At 50.3% G+C, this 19,276-nt stretch carries 15 protein-coding genes and 2 pseudogenes; 14 read left to right on the top strand and 3 right to left on the bottom strand.

The window, feature by feature from the left end:
- Positions 1-469 precede the first annotated feature (469 nt).
- The 12 genes and pseudogenes from ACQ76X_RS19285 (at position 470) to ACQ76X_RS19230 (ending at position 14,011) form a co-directional block, all read left to right on the top strand.
- Positions 470-1,669: a right-handed parallel beta-helix repeat-containing protein gene (locus ACQ76X_RS19285; RefSeq protein WP_438495588.1), complete on the top strand. Its 1,200-nt coding sequence runs from the start codon at positions 470-472 to the stop codon at positions 1,667-1,669.
- Positions 1,670-1,685: 16 nt separating this feature from the next.
- A pseudogene (locus tag ACQ76X_RS19280) lies at positions 1,686-2,315 on the top strand (family 16 glycoside hydrolase); the annotation flags it as partial.
- A 132-nt stretch (positions 2,316-2,447) separates the two neighbouring features.
- Positions 2,448-3,833, top strand: a complete 1,386-nt coding sequence (locus ACQ76X_RS19275) for a hypothetical protein (protein WP_438495587.1) — start codon at positions 2,448-2,450, stop codon at positions 3,831-3,833.
- Between the two features lie 100 nt (positions 3,834-3,933).
- Entirely contained in the window at positions 3,934-4,917 is a 984-nt protein-coding gene (locus ACQ76X_RS19270; RefSeq protein ID WP_438495488.1) for an aldo/keto reductase, read from the top strand.
- 145 nt (positions 4,918-5,062) lie between these two features.
- On the top strand, positions 5,063-6,511 hold the full coding sequence (locus ACQ76X_RS19265) for a spore germination protein (RefSeq protein ID WP_438495487.1): 1,449 nt from the start codon (positions 5,063-5,065) through the stop codon (positions 6,509-6,511).
- The gene (locus ACQ76X_RS19260) at positions 6,508-7,671 is read left to right on the top strand and encodes a Ger(x)C family spore germination protein (protein ID WP_438495486.1); all 1,164 of its coding nucleotides are present in this window, start codon (positions 6,508-6,510) and stop codon (positions 7,669-7,671) included. The genes ACQ76X_RS19265 and ACQ76X_RS19260 overlap by 4 nt, the downstream gene beginning before the upstream one ends.
- A gap of 21 nt (positions 7,672-7,692) precedes the next feature.
- A complete protein-coding gene (locus tag ACQ76X_RS19255) occupies positions 7,693-8,784 on the top strand; it encodes a GerAB/ArcD/ProY family transporter (RefSeq protein ID WP_438495485.1) in 1,092 nt (363 codons plus the stop codon).
- A gap of 94 nt (positions 8,785-8,878) precedes the next feature.
- On the top strand, positions 8,879-9,856 hold the full coding sequence (locus ACQ76X_RS19250) for an AAA family ATPase (RefSeq protein ID WP_438495484.1): 978 nt from the start codon (positions 8,879-8,881) through the stop codon (positions 9,854-9,856).
- 3 nt (positions 9,857-9,859) lie between these two features.
- Positions 9,860-10,948 (top strand): DUF58 domain-containing protein, encoded by a 1,089-nt coding sequence (locus tag ACQ76X_RS19245; RefSeq protein WP_438495483.1) that lies wholly within the window; start codon positions 9,860-9,862, stop codon positions 10,946-10,948.
- Positions 10,949-10,968: 20 nt separating this feature from the next.
- Complete coding sequence (locus ACQ76X_RS19240; RefSeq protein ID WP_438495482.1) at positions 10,969-12,270, top strand: hypothetical protein; 1,302 nt, start codon at positions 10,969-10,971, stop codon at positions 12,268-12,270.
- Positions 12,271-12,555: 285 nt separating this feature from the next.
- Positions 12,556-12,963 carry a MerR family transcriptional regulator gene (locus tag ACQ76X_RS19235; RefSeq protein ID WP_340898494.1) on the top strand — a complete coding sequence of 136 codons (408 nt, stop codon included), beginning with the start codon at positions 12,556-12,558 and terminating at the stop codon, positions 12,961-12,963.
- A gap of 88 nt (positions 12,964-13,051) precedes the next feature.
- Positions 13,052-14,011 (top strand): alpha/beta hydrolase, encoded by a 960-nt coding sequence (locus ACQ76X_RS19230; protein ID WP_438495481.1) that lies wholly within the window; start codon positions 13,052-13,054, stop codon positions 14,009-14,011.
- Here the strand turns inward: ACQ76X_RS19230 and ACQ76X_RS19225 are convergent.
- From ACQ76X_RS19225 to ACQ76X_RS19215, 3 genes are all read right to left on the bottom strand, one after another.
- Positions 14,003-14,329: an AzlD domain-containing protein gene (locus ACQ76X_RS19225; RefSeq protein WP_438495480.1), complete on the bottom strand. Its 327-nt coding sequence runs from the start codon at positions 14,327-14,329 to the stop codon at positions 14,003-14,005. The genes ACQ76X_RS19230 and ACQ76X_RS19225 overlap by 9 nt on opposite strands.
- On the bottom strand, positions 14,320-15,057 hold the full coding sequence (locus ACQ76X_RS19220) for an AzlC family ABC transporter permease (RefSeq protein WP_038591428.1): 738 nt from the start codon (positions 15,055-15,057) through the stop codon (positions 14,320-14,322). The genes ACQ76X_RS19225 and ACQ76X_RS19220 overlap by 10 nt, the downstream gene beginning before the upstream one ends.
- Positions 15,058-15,342: 285 nt before the next feature.
- A complete protein-coding gene (locus ACQ76X_RS19215) occupies positions 15,343-17,397 on the bottom strand; it encodes a beta-galactosidase (protein ID WP_438495479.1) in 2,055 nt (684 codons plus the stop codon).
- 146 nt (positions 17,398-17,543) lie between these two features.
- Between ACQ76X_RS19215 and ACQ76X_RS19210 the strand changes: the two genes are divergently transcribed.
- Complete coding sequence (locus tag ACQ76X_RS19210) at positions 17,544-18,377, top strand: helix-turn-helix transcriptional regulator (RefSeq protein ID WP_341092900.1); 834 nt, start codon at positions 17,544-17,546, stop codon at positions 18,375-18,377.
- 185 nt (positions 18,378-18,562) lie between these two features.
- Positions 18,563-19,276: pseudogene (locus ACQ76X_RS19205) on the top strand (hypothetical protein); the annotation flags it as partial.

Here is a 19,276-nt window from a genome sequence, read left to right as displayed (position 1 = left end):
TAACGGCACAAACCGCACTTATCTCTGCGGCCGTTATACAGATGGTAATAATTATTATGCGGCTTCGCTATCCAACAGCAATGGGGGTACGCTGGAAATCCGGAAAAAGGTCGGCGGCTCCAGCACTACACTTGCCACTAAAACAGACTTCCCTGTCACTGCAGGTACAGTGTACACGGTTAAGCTAGAGCTGAGCGGAAGCACGATCAACTTTTATGTGAATAATGTCTTGCAATTGAATGCACACGATAACAATTTGACTTCCGGCGCTATCGGATTGGTCGCTTATAAGACAGCAGCCAAGTTTGACAATGTAGTTGTTTCTAGTGCGGATTCCACGACTCCAACTCCTTCACCTACCGCAACTGCAACCGTGGCACCGACGGCTACGGCCAGTTCAACTCCAGCACCATCGGCTACTCCGACAGCTGTACCCACAGCAACAGCAACCGTTACACCAACACCAACCGTGGCACCGACAACGACACCCCCTCCGGCAACAGGCTCACTTTATGTCTCACCGAATGGAGCGGCCGGAAATGCCGGAACCATCGGCAGTCCTACGACCCTGGAATCAGCTATTACCAGAGTAGCCCCGGGAGAGACTATCTATCTGCGCGGGGGAACCTATACTTTTTCCGCTCCAGTAACAATTGAACGGGAGAACAGTGGAAGCACCAGTTTGCGCAAAAATATTGTGGCTTACGGAAACGAAAAACCGGTGCTTGATTTCTTCGCCGAATCCTTTGGGTCTACTGAACGCGGACTGCAGATTTATGGCCATTACTGGAAGGTAAAGGGGCTTGAGATCAAAGGTGCCGGAGATAACGGGATCTTCATTGGCGGCAATTACAATATCATTGAGAATGTAGAAACGCACCATAACCGGGATTCAGGGCTGCAGATCAGCCGCTATTCCTCCTCACTCTCCAATATGAGCGACTGGCCCAGCTATAACCAGATCATTGGCGTATACTCCCACGACAATTTCGACCCGGACAATGGGGAGGATGCTGATGGTTTTGCCGCCAAGCTGACGATTGGACCGGGCAACGTCTTTGACAAGTGTATTGCTGCATGGAATACAGATGACGGCTGGGATTTATATACCAAATCGGAAACAGGCCCGATTGGTGTGGTTACGATCAAGAACAGCATCGCCTACAAAAATGGCCAAACCTCGGATGGAAGCAGCACGACAAACAGTGACGGCAACGGATTCAAGCTGGGCGGGGAGAAAATTTCTGTGAATCATATTGTGCAGAACAGCATCGCCTTCCAGAATAAAAAACATGGTTTCACCTACAATAGCAATCCGGGCTCCATTCAACTTACAGGCAATACCTCGTGGAGCAATGGGCAAAGCAATTTTGCTTTTGACACAGGGACACATCAGTTCACCAATAATTTGAGCTTTGCCGGCGGATCCAGTGACAAAACCAGCGGTACGGATGTTCTCAGCACCAATGTCTGGTGGAAGAGCAATGCCAGCACGAATGCCAAGGGCCTGGTCGCGAGCAGTGCCGATTTCGCCAGCTTGACCCCTTCAGTCGTCAGAAATGAGGATGGTTCCTTCACACTCGGCAACTTCCTGAAACTCGCCAGCGGCAGTGACCTCATTGGCTCGGGCACACCAAGCGGCACGAATATCGGAGCTACGCTCCAGTAATCGTTATAACAAGGAGATGGATGCTATACAAACTTTGAGGAGGAGAAAAATGGCTTCCAAACAAATGAGATTAAGGCTGCTGAGCGGAATTGGATTCGCTGTAATTCTTGCACTGATATTTATTGTCCCGACCAGCGCAGCTTCTTTAGTCAGCTATGATTTTGAAAATGAAGGCGCTAACAACTGGACCAGCACAACAGGAACCTGGTCTGTCGTTCAGGATGGAAGTTCCTCCGTCTACTATCAATCCAGCTCCTCGGAAGGCCGCACTTCTGCCGGCAACAGCGGCTGGACCAATTACAGCGTGCAGTCCGAGGTCAAAATTGACAATTTCAACGGCAGCAACAGAACCCTTATCTGCGGCCGGTATGGCGACGGAAACAATTATTACGCAGCTTCCTTGTCAAACAGCAATGGCGGTACTTTGGAAATCCGCAAGAAACTCAGCGGCTCGTCAACGACCCTGGCGGCCAAAACGGATGTTCCACTGTCAACGGGTACATGGTATACCGTAAAGCTTGAACTGAACGGAAGCACCCTGAAAATGTACGTAAATGGTACTCTCCAGCTTACAGCAACCGACAGCAGCCTGACCAGTGGAGCCATCGGGCTGGTAGCCTTCAAAACAGCGGCCAAGTTCGATAACATTATCGTATCCGATCTTTCCGGCACGCCTACGGCAACCGCAGCACCTACGGCAACTGCGACGGCTGCTCCGTCGGCAACACCCGCACAAACACCGGCAGCAACAGCTACGCCTACGGCAACACCGACATCTATTCCGACTGCTACCGTAACTCCTACTGCAACACCATCAGCACCAACAGACGCATTCGATGCATATAATTTGACTGGCTTCTCCGCAGGCAACTCCGGTGGAGGCATTGTGAATGAATCGAATGCCGCCCTTTACAAAAAGGTGTACACTGCGACTGATCTGGCAGCTGCCCTCAAGAAAGGGTCCGGTGTAAAGGTCATTGAGATTATGAATGACCTGAATCTAGGCTGGAACGAGATCCCTTCCGCTGCTCAAACCTCACCGTTTGCGGCCCATAATTCTCCGCTGACTCACCCGGTACTTCTGCAGACAGGAGTAAGCAAAGTTACTCTTGACGGCTTTGACGGTCTGACGATCTTCTCGGCTAACGGGGCTAAGATTAAGCATGCGGCATTTACAATTAAACGCAGCTCCAACCTGATCATCCGCAATCTCGAATTCGACGAATTATGGGAATGGGATGAGGCCAGCAAGGGGGATTTCGACAAAAACGACTGGGATTATATCACGCTTGAAGAGGACACCAACGTATGGATTGACCACTGTACCTTTAACAAGTCCTATGACGGATTGGTTGATTCGAAGAAGGGCACTTCCGGGGTGACCATCTCCTGGTCAACCTTCAAGGGCGATGACCGGAGTCCAAACAGTTGGGTGACCCGGCAGATCAACGCGCTGGAGGCCAACAGCACTGCTTATCCGATGTATGCCTATCTGCGCAGCAGCGCCATCGGTTTAAGCAAGGAAGATATCATTGCAGTTGCAAGCTCGCAGAAAAAGGGACATTTGGTGGGTGCCACATCTTTTGATTCGGGAAATTCCAATTTAAGCATTACCCTGCACCATAATTATTATCTCGACATTCAGGACCGCTTGCCGCGTCTGCGGGGAGGCAACGCCCATGTCTATAACATTCTGGCGAATAATTCTGCTGCTTGGGCAGCAAAATCAAGAATCACAACAGCGATGGAAACGGCGATTGCCGGCAAGGGCTACCACTTCGGTGTGACCAGCAACGGGTCCATTTCTACGGAAGGCGGGGCGGTATTAGTAGAGAAATCCAACTTCGTTGATATCTTGTATCCGCTGCGCAATAATCAGACAGATCCCGCAGATTCCAGCTACACCGGAAAAATCAAGGCGCTCGACACGATGTACTCTTTGAATGGCGTGTCATTCAGAGGGGACAGTGACACCTCCGGAAGTTCGCTTGCCCCGGTACCGGCAGCTATTATTCCATTCTCCTGGTCTGGGATTTCGGCTTTGCCTTACAGCTATCCGGTGGATGACCCCTCCACGCTAGCTGCCAGACTAACGGCTTCCAATGGCTCGGGAGCGGGTAAACTGAACTGGACGAAATCCAACTGGTTACAGACAATATATTAACCGGACTAGGTGGAAGAGCGTTTTTATTTCTCGATTAACGGCGCTATACTATAGTGGAATGGCTATTATTACATTTGGTATAGAGAGGAAGTTGTTGATCTTGGAATATGTGAAACTGGGATCTACCGGTCTGGATGTCTCGCGGATTTGCCTCGGCTGCATGAGTTATGGCATTCCTGAACGCGGGTCGCATGGCTGGACACTGAATGAGCAGGAGAGTCGTCCGTTTATCCAAAAGGCGCTGGAGCTGGGCATTAATTTCTTTGATACAGCCAATGTATATTCGGACGGAACCAGTGAGGAGATACTTGGGCGGGCGCTGAAGGATTTTGCCTCCCGCGATGAAGTGGTCATTGCCACCAAGGTGCATGGCAGAATGCGGCCGGGACCCAATGGCGGCGGATTGTCACGCAAAGCGATACTGAGTGAAATTGACCACAGTCTTAAGCGGCTGGGAACGGATTATGTGGACTTGTATCAAATCCACCGCTGGGATAACCAGACGCCTATCGAAGAGACGATGGAGGCCCTGCATGATGTTGTGAAGGCGGGGAAAGCCCGTTATATCGGAGCTTCCTCCATGTATGCCTGGCAGTTTCTCAAGGCGCTGCACGTTGCAGAACAGCATGGCTGGACCCGTTTTGTCAGCATGCAGAATTATGTGAATTTGCTGTACCGTGAGGAGGAACGGGAAATGCTGCCGCTTTGTGAAGCGGAAGGCATCGGCGTGATTCCCTGGAGTCCATTGGCTCGCGGCCGCCTTACAAGGGACTGGGAAGAAGCGAGCCCCCGTTCCGAGCGCGACGAATTCGCCAAGCAGCTTTATTCACAAATGGAAGAGGCCGACCGGATTGTTGCACTTCGGGTGAAGGAAATCGCCGAGGAACGGGCTGTCCCGCGTGCTCAGGTGGCCTTGGCTTGGGTGCTTCAGAAGAATCCTGTGGCCGCTCCGATTGTCGGAGCGACCAAGATGGCGCATCTGGAGGATGCAGCAGCAGCGGTGTCCCTTCGTCTGAACCCGGAAGAAGTCCGCAGACTGGAAGAACCGTATATCCCGCATCCGGTAATCGGCGGATTGAACTGAATCTTTACTCATGATGAATTAACCCTAAGGGCCTGCTGGTGAGCAGGCTCTTTGTGCTGCGAGCGGACAGGGAATAGATGCATAACTTCATCAACTATTGGAAAACTAAGTAAGATTCTCTAAAGATCAGAGGAGGTGAAGCGAGATGACAGCCAGCATGCTGGATAATATTAAAGAGCAGCTTACAGGAAGCAGCGATGCCGTTTACCAGTCTATTATCGTATATGGTCATGCCTGCATGCTGGTCTACATTCCTTCCATTGTAGATACACTCAGCCTGCAGGAGTTTGTGTCATCACCGCTCAAATCCGAAGCGAATTCCGAGCCGGATTGGCCGCGTTTTCTGGAACGGCTCGACCGGGGATCAGCTTTTGCCATTCCTTATATTAAGGCATTTGACCCCGATAGAGCGGTAGAGCTGATAGTCAGCGGCAATCCGGTACTCTGCATCGAAGGGCTGCCCTATTTATATTATTTCGAGATCGCCCATTATCAGAAACGTGCAGTATCGGAATCACAGAATGAGCTGGTTGTCATCGGCCCCCAGGAGGCTTTCATCGAAGATATCGATACCAATTTATCCTTGCTGCGCCACAAGATAAAACATGCCGATTTGAAGACCAAGCATTTCTCTGTCGGCAAATATACAAAAACTGATGTATATCTGGTGTATATTGAAGGGCTGTACAAGCCTGAGATTCTGGCTTCAATTGAAGATACATTACGCAACCTGTCTATCGACGGTATGCTTGGCATCAGTTATTTGGCAGAGCAGATGAAGCAGGGACATTTCTCACCTTTTCCGGTGTTCCAGTATACGGAACGTCCAGATTCTGTGGCGGCCTCTTTAATGGAAGGGCGGATAGGAATGCTGCAGGATGGCACTCCATCTGCCCTGCTGACACCTGTAACTCTATTCTCATTGCTGCAGTCCTCGGAAGATTATTATCAAAGCTCTTATGCCGGCAGCTGGATCCGGCTGGTCCGCTTCTTTTTTTCAATTATTTCGATGCTGCTGCCTGCGTTGTATGTTGCGATTACAACCTTTCATTCGCAGATCATTCCTTCCGAACTTTTGATTACCATTGCCGCTGCAAGAGAAAACATTCCTTTCTCTGCCCTGACCGAAGCTCTGATCATGGAGCTGACCTTTGAAGCACTCAGAGAAGCAGGAACCCGGATTCCTAAGCCCGTAGGGCAGACGGTATCCATCATTGGCGGTATCGTAATCGGGCAGGCTGCGGTTCAAGCGGGTATTGTTTCTGCGCCGATGGTTATTGTCGTTTCCATCACCGGTATCGCCTCCTATATCATTCCCCATTTGGAGCTGGGTTTGACTTTCAGATTACTGCGTTTTGTACTTTTGATCCTGGGTGGGACCATGGGGTTATTGGGCGTATTTGCGGCCACCTTTGTGATTTACGGTCATTTGGCCAATCTCAAATCCTTCGGAACTCCTTATTTGCAGCCGGTCGCTCCGCTTGTATTACAAGATTGGAAAGATACAGTGCTTCGATTCCCCTCCCCGTTCATGACCAAACGCAGCACATCCTTTACGGACAGGAAGAATAAAAGGAGACAGAAGCAACAATGAAACTTTTAAAGCTGGCAGTCATTATCATGATGCTGCTGAATCTGACCGGCTGCTGGTCCAAGGTGGAACTGGATGAATTGACTTTTGTTTATGGATTATACATTGATGTTGGCAAAGAACCCGGAACGGTTGAGGTATCCATCAGCTCACCTCTACCCAATAGGCTGATGTCAGGTACGCAAACAGGGAGCGGAACCGGAGACGGCAAAGCCTACACTATGGTTTCAAAGACAGCGCGTACCCTCCAGGATGCGGCCATCATGATTCAAAAGGATCTTTCACGCCGTATTGAGATCTCTCACATCAAAATTGTCGTGTTGGGCAAGGAATATGCCCGGCAGGGAATCGGGGAGGTGCTGGAATGGTTCGAAAGAAAACCTGAATTTCCCCTCGGCACATATATCATGGCTGCCCCCGGGAAGGCCAAAGATATTTTTAAGTTATCTCCTGTGTTCGAACAGCTTCCCGACCAAGTGCTGATGAATATCGCAAATGAGAATATCATGTTCAATACAAGCGTTATGGATTGTATATTAGCGGAAGTTTCAAATATGGGGTATGCGATGAACTATCTTTCATTCGGTAAGAAAGACGAAACGAGCGAGCAAGGAAAAACGGAGTATTGGGTAGGTGTACAAGGGGTAATGCTGTTCCATGATGCTAAGATGAAGGGCATTCTGGATGTAAAGCAGAGCAGGGCTTTGGCATGGGGGGCGGGACATCTGGCCGGAAGATTGAAGCTGCCTGAATATACGATAACCTGGGATGAAGAAGGTAAGGGCACTGCCAGCGCTATATTCCAAAGAAACTCCGCCTCAAGCTCTGTAAAAATGACAAGCGAAGGTCCTGTCTTTCATATAAAAGTGAAAGGGAGCGCAAGTATTACCTTTTTTAAAGATTCAGAAGGCCGCAGTGCTAGCAATCTTAGTCCTTTAATAAAGAGAAGGCTTCAGGAGCAGGTTGTAAAAGAAATTTCGGACTCGCTCCGGACTGTGCAAGACGCGCAGGTTGACGTTCTGCAGCTTGGAATGCTGGTGGAATGGAATTATCCGAAGGCGTGGAATAAGCTCCGTGAACGCTGGACTGATTATTACGCCAAGCATGCCGAGATCAAAGTAACGGCTGACTTCACTATAGAGGATTTTGGTTCGGAGAGATAAATGAATATTCAAGGAGACGTTATGACTACAACCAAATGGCAGATGTTCCGCTTCACCGTTGTCTACCTCGCTTCACAGAGCTCCATGTTTCTGATCCCCGGTTTACTCTCAACTTCAGGCTATCAGGGCTGGATTGCGATCATTGCAGGCTGTGCAATGGGGATGATTCCGCTTTTTTTTACTATTCAGGTGGGCAAGATAAAGCCTGGAGAGGCGTGGGTCGATTTTGGCAAGGAGATTATGGGGAAGTGGCTGCATGGGGCAATGGTTTTTCTTCTGCTGATCTGGTGTGTTTATTTTGTCTCCTTTGATATTGAGAATTTTGTATTGTTTTTTGGTGCTAATTATTTGCGCGAGACGCCACCGCTGTTTGTTCAGATTGTTATTGGGCTGGTGATTATGTATACGGCTCACTTGGGCTTTTCGACGATGGTCTATATGACTGACGGGTTATTTCTGGTTTTTCTCTTCTCCACTGCGCTCAGTTATTATTTATTTATCCCAAATGCCGACTACTCGATGCTTCCTGCCCTGCTCCATTACCATGATCCCGGGATTGCTTTTAAGGATTCAATCACGACAATGTCCTGGTTTGGGGGATGGACGGTGTTTTTGTTCGTTGCCCCGGATCTCAAAATCGACAACAAAATGCAGAAACGGCTGATTGTTGCGGGGATTAGCGTAATGCTGACCGTACTGGCTGCATGGCTGATAACCATCTTGAATTTTGGCCCACATTTCGGCAAGGAACTGCAGTTTCCTTATTTGCAATTGATCCAGAGTTCTTCACATGATGATCTGCTGGGTAATTCGGACCCGATTCTCATCGGATTATGGTCTGCTTCCATGTTTATTCACAGCTCTTTTTTGATTTATGTAGCGCACAAATGTGCTTTGTACTTAACCAAGCAGAAGGCAAAAAAAGTGATGATCCCATTCCTGACGATTGGTTCGATTACAATTGCCTATCTGTATTCGCTCAATCTCACTCAATACAACAAGAATTATAATGCCTTTGGCACTGTGATTATTTGGCTGATTGTGGAGTGCATCCCCGTGTATTACTTCATTGTTGCTTTCATCCGCTCCAAGATAAGTACGGCGTCCAAATAGCCGCAGGCGACTTATCTATTATAAATTGGAGGCGCTTTCTGGTATGATTAGGAATTAATACATACCACTAAAGCGATGGGATGGTGCCTGATTTATGAATCTTCAAGAAGCAACTCAATTAATAGAATCGATAAGAGTCAATCTGGCTAAAGTTATTGTCGGCAAAGAGGAAGGTGTGAATCTTCTGCTGACAGCCCTGCTCGCCAATGGACATGTGCTGCTGGAGGATGTTCCCGGCACAGGTAAAACTCTGCTCGCCAAAACACTGGCCCGCTCGCTGGACTGCACGTTCAAGCGGATTCAGTTCACTCCGGACTTATTGCCCTCTGACTTAAGCGGAATCAATTACTATAATCAGAAGACCGGTGAGTTTCAATTCCGTCCGGGCCCGGTATTCGCCAGCATTCTCTTGGCCGATGAGATCAACCGGGCAACACCGCGGACCCAGTCCAGCCTGCTGGAATGCATGGAGGAGCGGCAGATTACGATCGATGGTGTGACCCATGAGCTGGAAGCGCCGTTCCTCGTCATTGCAACACAGAATCCGGTTGACAGTCAGGGGACTTTCCCGCTGCCTGAAGCCCAGCTTGACCGATTTCTGATGCGGATTAGGACCGGCTATCCAACCTTTGAGCAAGGGGTTCATATTCTACAGCGGTTCCGCCAGAACAATCCGCTTGAACAGACGACTGCGGTAGCAACCGCCTGGCAGATTCAAGAGATTCAGCAGCTTACGGCTGCAGTGAATGTCAGCGACGATTTGCTGGCCTATATGATCCGGATCGTCGAAGCGACCCGCACTGCACCGGGGGTCAAGCTGGGAGCCAGTCCGCGGGCAGGCTTCGCCTTGCTGCGTGCTTCCCAAGGGTACGCATTGATTCAAGGCAGGAATTATGTGATTCCGGATGATATCAAGGCAGTGGCAGTTCCCGTCCTTGCCCACCGGCTGGTGCTGCAGCGCGGCCCGGGATCCCGGGAGGGGCAAGCCGTAGAGCTGGTTCTCCAGAAGCTGCGCGAAGTGGAGGTGCCGGCAGAACCGCTCCCGGCTACAAGCGGCGGAAGGGTGGAGTAAGAGATGGCACTGCCCTGGTTCATCCTCAGCACGCTCCTGATGCTGCTGTTGATTTCTGCTGTCTATCAGCGACATTCGCTGAAGAAAGTCAGCTACACCCGCTATTTCTCGGCCAAAACCGCTTATGAAGGAGAGCAGGTGGAGATGGTTGAGGAGATAGCCAACAATAAGCTGCTCCCATTGCCCTGGCTGCGGCTGGAGTCCAGCATAGCCCGGGGTCTGGAGTTCGGCAGCCAGGAGAATCTCGGTGTCAGCAGCGGGGAGATTTATCAGAACCACGTAAGTATGTTTTTTCTGAGGTCTTACCGTCATATTAAACGTCGCCACCAGGTCCGTTGTCAGCAAAGAGGCTTGTTCAAGCTGGAAAGCGTCACGATGACCACCGGAGACCTCTTTGGCATGAGCCGGAACAGCAAAGCGTTCTCCTTGCAATTGGAACTGCTGGTTTATCCGGAGATTATAGACCTTTATGAGCTACCGCTGCCGATACACAGCTGGCTGGGAGAACTGCCGGTCAAAAGATGGATTATTGAAGATCCTTTTCTGACGGCCGGAACCCGAGAGTACAGTCCAGGGGATTCGCTTGCATCTATTAACTGGAAGGCAACGGCCAGAACCGGGCATATGCAGGTGCATCAAAAAGATTACACCGCCGATTCGCGGCTGTTCCTCTGTCTGAATGTTGAGATCAGTGACTCCATGTGGAGAACCGTTACAGATAAGGAACGGATTGAGCTGGGTATCCGTTATGCAGCGACGATAGCAGAATATGCAGTAGGGCACGGGATCGACACCGGGCTGCTTAGCAACGGGAGAATGGACGGTGGAGGTGAGCGGGAACCGGTGACTGCAAACCCGATGGGTCAACTGGAGGATGTACTGGGACTCTTGGCCCGGCTGAACCTGGACAGGACGCTGCCCATGTCAAGACTATTGGAGTTAGTAGCTGAAGAAGGGCATAAAGATAATGATTATCTAATTATTACCTGTCACCGAGGCCCAGAGCTTGAGCTGGCAGCTGAGCAGTTAAGACTGCTGGGAAATGGCGTGGAATGGCTCGACATTCCGGATGAGGGGAGAGAGTCTGCATGAACACTGCTAGAGGTCCCCGAATGAAAGCGTCTTTGACTTTATGGTTGGCCTGTCTCATAGAATGGCTTCTATTTCTTCCGGTATGGGTTCTGCTTCAAAGCTACCAGCAGTCCGGGCAGGCTGTCTTGCCATGGATGTACATTCTGCCTCTCCTAGCGCTGGCCGGGGTGCTGTTGCGGCATTTATGCAACCGGAAGTGGAAGCAGCTGCTTTCCGCTCTGCTCCTGGGGGTGGCGTCAGGCTTTTTATTCGGTGAGTTGTCCATTTTTGCACTTCCTTTTATCGCTTGCAGCATGTTGTTTGCTTATCTGGGGATGACTGCCGCTTCCCGGAATAACCGGAATGGAATGTACATTGCCGGAATTGCCGTTTATTTTACAGCTACAATCATCAATACCCGGATTCCTGCACTTGAGTCCAACCTGTCCTTGTTAACCTGGTGTGGAAGTCTGTGTCTGGTATTAGTACTGTTGGATACGAATACCAGCTTTCTTCGCTACAGCTCTTTTGCCGGTGAATCCGCGCGCCTGCCGGCAGGGATAAGACGGCATAACCGGATGTTTGTCCTGCTGTTTATTGTCGTGGCCGGCTTGCTTGCGGCAGGCGGGGGCAAAGCTGTAGGCATGCTTCTGTGGAATACAGTCCGGATGTTTTTGAACTGGATCATCGCGTTGTTCAACGGAACAGAGGAGCCGATTCCGCCTGAAGCTGCTCCTCCGGCGCAGCCACTAGAGCTGCCTTCGGCCGAGACTCATGAACCGGGTTTGCTGGCAATGATCTTCGAAGTCTTGTTTTATGCCATTGGAGCGGCGGCAATTCTAGTTTTGCTTTATTATGTCTTGCGTTGGCTTTACAGAAATACAGGCGGAGTGCTGCGCAGAGCGCTGGATGCTCTGCTGTCCATGCTGCGGAGAGAAACGCCGCAGGAGCATAATGCCTTTCAGGATGAAGAAGAGAGCATCTTCGCCTGGGGAAAGACTGTGCAAGGCATTCGGGACTACTGGAGCAGCCGGTTGAAGCTGCGTAGGCACAGTGACCGCTGGGAAGGAATGGATGGAGGCTGTGAGCGGGTACGCTGGATGTATCGCCATTGGCTTAACAGCAATCGGAACGAAGGATATGAAGTGAAAGGATTTCTTACTCCACAAGAGACGGGAGCAGATGTGGAGGAATGGACTGGCGGGAAGAACCGCCGCCGTAATGGAGACAGCAATACCCCGGCAGTTCCTGAAGGTTTGCTTAGGCTTTACAATCAGGCGAGATACGGAGAGGAGGAGCCGCAGGCAGCAGAAGTTTCTGCTTTGAAGGACCGGCTGAAATAATTCTCATATATAGATTGAACTTAAGAATTACATGTAGGAAAAAGTGGCGGAGGGGAATTTTGGAACTGCAGGAGCGACAGCGTCCGCCTGAAAGCTTTCCGTAGGAAAGCTCGCTTCGGAAGCATGAGCAAGGTTTGGATTTCTACCGCGATTCGCGGTTATTTCAGGAAATCCAAACCTAACAGCGGCCGGAAGTCCAAACATTCACTGTAGTCACGGACAATCCCAAAATAGAAGAATTATAAGTTCAATCTATATAGTTGGATACGAAGAGGAGTGGAGAGGATGGCCCGGTATTTGCGCGGGGAGCTGGCAAAAGAGGCTAATGTGAATATAGAAACGCTTAGATATTATGAGAAGCACGGGCTGCTTCCGGCACCACAGCGGACGGCATCCGGTTACCGGCAATATACACAAGAGACATTGAACCGAATCGTCTTTATCCAGAATGCCAAGTCTTGCGGGTTTACGCTGAGGGAGATCAAGAAGGCACTGGTGAGGTCGGCAGACGGAAGTATCGGGATCGCTGATTTTATCGCAGTTATTGAACGGAAAGTAATCAGCATTGACCTCGAAATATCAAAGCGGGAGAAGACGAAGGCGCTGCTGGGCGATCTGAAGAGCAACCTCGAATCCGCCGAGAGACATCCGGGGGTACAGGAGACATTGCATATTCTTAAGATGGAGCCATAAAGAACCCGGAATACAGATTGCCTCTTGACTGCGTACCATACTACAGGGTTTACAATCCAGACAAAACCTTGTAGGAGGAATGAACAGGATGCAGACACCGATCGAACAGCTTCAAGCTATGAAAAGCTTCTTAAAACAAACAGGCAGCAATTTGGGAAAGCCGGCAGAGCAAATTCGTTCTGAAATGGCGGAAGCCGCCAAGCAATTGCCGGCACTTCCGGGTGATGTACAGGTGAAGCCGGTAACGACCCAGCAGTTGACTGGTGAATGGGTCATCGCTCCTTGTATTAACGCGGAAGGAAGAAATCGAGCAATCCTATATTTTCACGGGGGAGGGTTTATCTCCGGGAACTGTGAGATCTATCGTGATCTGGCGGCAAGACTGTCTTCAGCCTGCAGTGTTCCTGTACTTACAGTGGAATATAGGCTTGCCCCGGAGCATCGTTATCCGGCCGCAAATGAAGATAGCCTTAATGCATACCGCTGGATGCTGGCGGAGGGATATTCGCCGGATGACATTATCCTTGGCGGCGATTCGGTAGGGGCCACTCTGGCCTTGATGACAATGATCAGTGTGCGGGATGCTGGGGAGAAGATGCCTGCAGGGGCGTTTCTGCTCTCGCCGCATAGTGATCTCGTACATTTGGACGGATATTCTTATGATAGCATGGCTGATTCAGATCCAACGGGGAGCCGTGAGGGTAATCAGAGAATTCTGGAGGATTACTTAGGCGGTTCCGCCAGGGAGAAGCCTGCGATTCTCTCTCCGTTACGGCTCTATCTGCACGGTTTGCCCCATCTGTATATTCAGGTTGGTGATCAAGAAGTGCTGCTCAGTGATGCGGAACGTTTGGCCGATCGCGCACGTGCTGATGGAGTAGAGGTTACACTGGAAGTATGGGAGAACATGTGGAGTGTGTTTCAATTCATGGCCGCACTGCTGCCCGAAGCGCAGCAGGCGATCATGAACATCGGCAGCTATACAGGGAAAATCTGGGAAAAAACAGCTAACTTGCCTGATGACAGCTATCACGAGGAGTTACATTAACAAGCGCAGAAGCATGAGTGATAGAACTCCGGTAAGCACGGTTCCCAGCAAACTGCGCGTCTTTATGGCCACCCAGAAGGTGGGCAAGGCGGCGATCAGTTCCACATTGGATGACAGTGAAGTGAATTTTCCTTCCTGAATGAACAGCTCCTGGGCGACGAGCGCCGACATAATCGCAATGGGTATATAACTCAACCAGCGCATCCCCCATTCGGGAATGGTGATCCGGCTTAGCAGCATCATCGGAAGTACCCGCGGAATGAACGTAACCAATGCGGCTCCGAAGATAATCAAGAAGATATCCAGTCTTATTTCCATTTTTGCATCACCATCCCTATCGTAGGTGCAATTAGAGCTGCAGCGATCACGCCGAAATTAGGCGACCACAGGATGGAGACACCGACCGTAACCACTACGGCAATAGCTCCAACTATAAGATCCAGTGCATATTTGTTCCTGCTCAGTATGGTCAGCACCAGTAGTCCGATGAACATAGCCGGAAGCGCGAAATCCAGTCCCCACTGCTCCGGGCTTGAGATCCACTGTCCCAGAACAGCACCTGCGAGGTTCGCGAACAACCAATTCAGGTAGGCTGTGATATTGAGTCCATGCATCCATTTCTCGCTGATGTGCTTTTTTCTCGCACTCTCCTGAATAGCGACACCAAAGGTTTCATCGGTTAAGAGTGCGCCTATCAGCAGGTTTCTCATGGGTGTGAGGTGGCGGAAGTAAGGGGACAACGCGGCACTTAACAGCAGGTGGCGCAGATTCACAAGCAGGATCGTAATGATGATGCTGGCCCCCGTGCTTCCTGCGGCTATCATCCCCGCCGCAATGAACTGGGCGGAGCCGGCGTAGAGAATGATGGAAATCATAGCTATTTCAGCGATGGAAAGACCGGCCGTTTTCTCGACAACCCCGGCGGCAAAGCCGATACTTAAATATCCTAGCAAAGTGGGGATACAATCCTTAACTCCCTGCAGGAAGCTGTCCTCCTTGCCCTGCGCGTCAAGTGTTTCTGACGCCTGTACAGGCTCCAGCTTCATGGTTGCTCCTCCTTTTTATCAATGGAATCATCAAGATGAAATAAAATCAGATTATATTAATATCTAATAATTAACCGTGGTTTGCAAGGGTATTGTTTCTGGAAAACCCGAGAATGAACCGGCCTGAGCTATGTATGAGGCATTGTGAAACAAGAGAGTCAGCGAAGAAGTGATGATGGAGAGATCATCCATCTGCTTCAAGGAATGCAATCTGTGCACTAACTTCACCAAAAAGTCCCGCTGCAGATAGTTCTGCAGCGGGACTTTCAAATTGTATTTATCCTATTATTTGAGCACCAGCACACCGAATCCTTCCATACTGTAGGTTCCCGAAATGCTTTCTCCTGTCAGCAAATCTGTTCTCTGTTCTTTGAGTGAGATCACTGCAGGCTCTTCGCTGTAGTTCAGCAGGAAGGTGAGACTGGCGGATTCGCCTTGACGGATTTGCAGCTCCACCTCACTTGGCAGCTCCAGCCAATGTTCAGCAGGTGAACGTAGATTTAGAGCACCAATGATTCTTGTCGCAGCTTCTTCATTGAATACAGCTCCGTAATACCACACCTCGCCTTTACCGCGGAGATTTCGGGTAACGGCCGGTTTTCCTTTATAATAATCGGAAGCGTAGGTCGCCATGACTTCCACGCTGTCTTCTTCCACGTAAAGGATATCGTTAAAAGCGTCGGCTCCCGTCAGTGCTTCCGGTGCTTCAGTCCAACTGATAAAGGTGGGACGCCGTGTACCTTTAACCACAGTGAATTCTTCCACTGTTATCCCGCAGAGCTGTCTTGCCGCCCCGGGAAAAGGCCGCATATAGCAATGTCCACGCTTATCCTTGTAGCCGGTCCGACAGCCGAAGATCAGTTTCCCGCCTTGCTGCACATATTCATCCAATAATGCCGCTGTTTCATCTGTCATGATGGCCGGATGCGGATAGACCAGCACTTGATAACGGGCCAGTTCCTCTACGGTTGTAGCGCCGCCCAAGTAGACAATGTCGCTTGGAATGTGCTGCCGCTGCAGCGCTTTGAACCATTCCTTGTTGCTCTGCCACATGAAAGGGCCGTGCCAGACATCATATTCACCGTCCCATTCATTGTCATAATCCCGCAGAATAGCTACTGTGGCTTCAGCGCGTGTCCCGATGATCTCTTTGCCGGATGCCGCCAGCTCCTGGCCGATCCGCGCCGCTTCCCGGACTCTCCGGTTGGGCTGGTTATGATAATCATTGAGGCCATGCCAATAGATCTCATTGCCCATGGTTGCCGTTCTCCAGCGGAAGTACAGCACCATATCTGCGCCATGGGCGATGGACTGGTAAGTCCAAAGCCGCATCTGTCCGGGTTTAGGTGAGGGCATGTCCATACGGTTCACCCAGCCGCCTGGACCGGATTGCTGTTCCATGATGCAGAAGTTGGGGCTGATGGAACGCACAACACTGAGGGACAGGCTCCAGCTCCGGTCACCCAGCGGATTTCGTTCAGCAGGATCAGTATGAATGCTGGAGAACTGGGGATATGAATCATAGCTGAAAAAGTCCAGCAGCTCATCACTCATTTGATGACTGTCCAAATGGCCGAATAACCCGTTTGTCGTAACCCATTGATCCGGCGCCGCAGCACGGATAATGTCGGCCTGATTCTTGGCAAAGGAAATCGTATTGTCAGAGATAAACCGCTTCTCGTCCAGTGCCTGATGCGGATTAGGCTGTCTCGGGACCGGGGTAGGACGCGGTAAAAAGACCTGAGACCAGTTAGTGTAGCTCTGATTCCAGAAGACTGCACCCCATGCCTCATTCAGTTTCTCCAAGGAGCCGTATTTATCTTGCAGCCACTTCCGGAAAGACTTGTGGTCACTTTCGGAATAGAATTCACTGATCTCGCAGTTCAGCTCGTTGTCGATCTGCCAGCCGGTTACTCCCGGGTGGTTGCCATAATGTGCTGCAAGCTGAGCGGCAATCCGGGCGCATAACTCGCGGTATTTGGGGCTGCTGTAATTGTAATGCCGGCGCATGCCATGCTGAAGAGTAACACCTTCATAAGTCACATTAAGCACTTCCGGGTATCGTTCGGTAAGCCAGGCAGGAGGCGTAGCCGTCGGTGTACCCAACACCACCTTGAGTCCATGGCGGTAAGCCAGATCAATGGCGCGGTCGAACAGTTCAAACTGATAGACGCCTTCTTCCGGTTCAAAAATGGACCAGGCGAATTCACCCATACGGACAATCGTGAAGCCTGTTTCCACCATCCGGCGGTAATCATCTTCCCACATCTCTTCCGGCCAATGCTCGGGGTAATAGCATACGCCCAGCTCGAACCGATCTGCTGCAACTGGTTTCTTCATAGGTTCCTCCAAGTGTAAAAATATGCTTTGAACATTCTACAAATCTATTGTATTATCAGGTACATAAAAACTGATATAACATAATATTGCTATTATATGACTATATTGCGTGCTTGCTTTCCAAGTTAGAATAGAGGGGGGACGAAATGAAAAAGCAATGGGTCTTGCCAGCCCCTGCTTACGCCCACTACGTATGCTATCCGGAGTTTCTCGGGCATTACAATCATTTTCCGCAGCATGCGGAGCGGAGAAGCGAGGGGGTACTGAACAGCTACAATCTCCATCTGGTATTTGAGGGGACAGGTTATGTTTTTCAGGAGGGAGAACGGATTCCCATGGGAAGGGGAAGCGGCTTTCTGTTCCCTAGAGGGGCATATCAACAATATGGCTCTGATCCCCGCAGACCCTGGGAGGTGCGCTGGGTTCACTTCAATACAGCCATTTCCTTGCCGCTACTGGAGGAAGCAGATCAGTCGCGCGGTTATTTCTTTACATTCGATCCGGATGCCGGGCTGGAGTCTATCTTTGATGAGCTGTTCGAGCTTAGCGCAGTCCATGAAACCCGGAGTGAACCTCGTTTCTCGGCTTTACTTTATGAAATTCTGGTTACACTGTTGCAAAATTCTGAGCCGCTTCACGGATCGGTGCCACTGGAGATCCGACATTCCATCAGGCGCACAGCCGACATGATTCATAAGGATTGCCAGCGCCCCTGGACACTGGAGAGCATGTCAAGGCTTGCGGGTTACAGCAGCTATCACTTTTTGCGGCTCTTCCGGTCCATCATGGGGAAGACACCGAACCGTTATTTGAGTGACTGCCGTCTGGCCAGGGCCAAGCTGCTGCTGGTCTCTTCCGATTTGTCTGTGGCGCAGATTGCAGATCAGACCGGGTTTCATCAATCCAGCTACTTCATTAAAATGTTCAAACTGGCAGAAGGTATGCCTCCGAGCCAGTACCGCCGGACTTTCGGCTCTTAATGCCGCAGACGATTAGGGTTTATTAACGGTCACCGTTCTGAAAACAGCGCATGTTGCGCTGTTTTTTTGCAACATTGGCACAAAAAGGTTACAAATTCGCATCATAGAGTTACAACTTGGTTACATTTACCTTCCAGCCAACAACTATAATAATTCTAGTTAATAGACTTGGGAGGGGAAAGAAAGTGAGAAAGCATAAAAATACATACGTTGCTCTGCTCTTAAGCACCATCGTTCTCGGTCAAGTGGCCGGAGGGATAGCTGCTCCTTCTTCGGAAGCAGCAGGCACAACACCAGCAGCAGCAACAGCAACCGTCAAAATCAATCCGATTCAATTAGGCCAAGGAGTCACTGCCGCATTGGAGGATGTTAATATTTGGCCGCAAACCGGTGGCAATATTCTGGCCTATACGCTTAAGCTCTCTAACAACGGCAGTTCTAGTGCCAATCTGGTGCATTATTTTCCGCGTGTAGTCACTCCGGGAGGATCAGCCATTCCCGCCAATCCAGTAACTGCTGATGCGCTTAAGAAAAAGGTCGGTGCGAAGGACAGCCTGCGTGTGACCTACTATGTGAATGTCGGTCAAACGACTTCGCTGCAGGGAATGAAGATTGCCATGTACGTATGGGACGCCAAAGCCAAGGGGTACCTAAAGAATGCGGGTTCTCTGGCGATTCCGGCGGGCTATTCCACAGCCGCTGAACGCGGTAAGATCCTGAGCACCACCATGAATGACATTCCAGTTTCAGCAAGTGCGGATTCTCTGCAGCTCTATAAATTTAGCGGTAAAGTGTACGCCAAGGTAGGACTGAGCATTACCAATAAGGGCAGTAAAGTTCTGAATGAAGCCGGATACACTCCATATCTCCAAACAGCAAGCGGCACCTCTTTCGAATTA

It is taken from the genome of Paenibacillus sp. IHBB 3054 (genome assembly GCF_051594305.1).
In the GTDB taxonomy this organism is placed as follows: domain Bacteria; phylum Bacillota; class Bacilli; order Paenibacillales; family Paenibacillaceae; genus Paenibacillus_AQ.
The sequence above is the reverse complement of the archived record's forward strand: the minus strand, read 5'-3'. Positions and strand labels throughout refer to the sequence as shown.

What these genes read in the sequence shown, in the direction of transcription:
- ACQ76X_RS19265 (WP_438495487.1), top strand. Translation starts at nt 5,063, where the DNA reads ATGACAGCCAGCATGCTGGATAATATTAAAGAGCAGCTTACAGGAAGC.
- ACQ76X_RS19260 (WP_438495486.1), top strand. Translation starts at nt 6,508, where the DNA reads ATGAAACTTTTAAAGCTGGCAGTCATTATCATGATGCTGCTGAATCTG.
- ACQ76X_RS19255 (WP_438495485.1), top strand. Translation starts at nt 7,693, where the DNA reads ATGACTACAACCAAATGGCAGATGTTCCGCTTCACCGTTGTCTACCTC.
- ACQ76X_RS19250 (WP_438495484.1), top strand. Translation starts at nt 8,879, where the DNA reads ATGAATCTTCAAGAAGCAACTCAATTAATAGAATCGATAAGAGTCAAT.
- ACQ76X_RS19245 (WP_438495483.1), top strand. Translation starts at nt 9,860, where the DNA reads ATGGCACTGCCCTGGTTCATCCTCAGCACGCTCCTGATGCTGCTGTTG.
- ACQ76X_RS19240 (WP_438495482.1), top strand. Translation starts at nt 10,969, where the DNA reads ATGAAAGCGTCTTTGACTTTATGGTTGGCCTGTCTCATAGAATGGCTT.
- ACQ76X_RS19235 (WP_340898494.1), top strand. Translation starts at nt 12,556, where the DNA reads ATGGCCCGGTATTTGCGCGGGGAGCTGGCAAAAGAGGCTAATGTGAAT.
- ACQ76X_RS19230 (WP_438495481.1), top strand. Translation starts at nt 13,052, where the DNA reads ATGCAGACACCGATCGAACAGCTTCAAGCTATGAAAAGCTTCTTAAAA.
- ACQ76X_RS19225 (WP_438495480.1), bottom strand. Translation starts at nt 14,329, where the DNA reads ATGGAAATAAGACTGGATATCTTCTTGATTATCTTCGGAGCCGCATTG.
- ACQ76X_RS19220 (WP_038591428.1), bottom strand. Translation starts at nt 15,057, where the DNA reads ATGAAGCTGGAGCCTGTACAGGCGTCAGAAACACTTGACGCGCAGGGC.
- ACQ76X_RS19215 (WP_438495479.1), bottom strand. Translation starts at nt 17,397, where the DNA reads ATGAAGAAACCAGTTGCAGCAGATCGGTTCGAGCTGGGCGTATGCTAT.
- ACQ76X_RS19210 (WP_341092900.1), top strand. Translation starts at nt 17,544, where the DNA reads ATGAAAAAGCAATGGGTCTTGCCAGCCCCTGCTTACGCCCACTACGTA.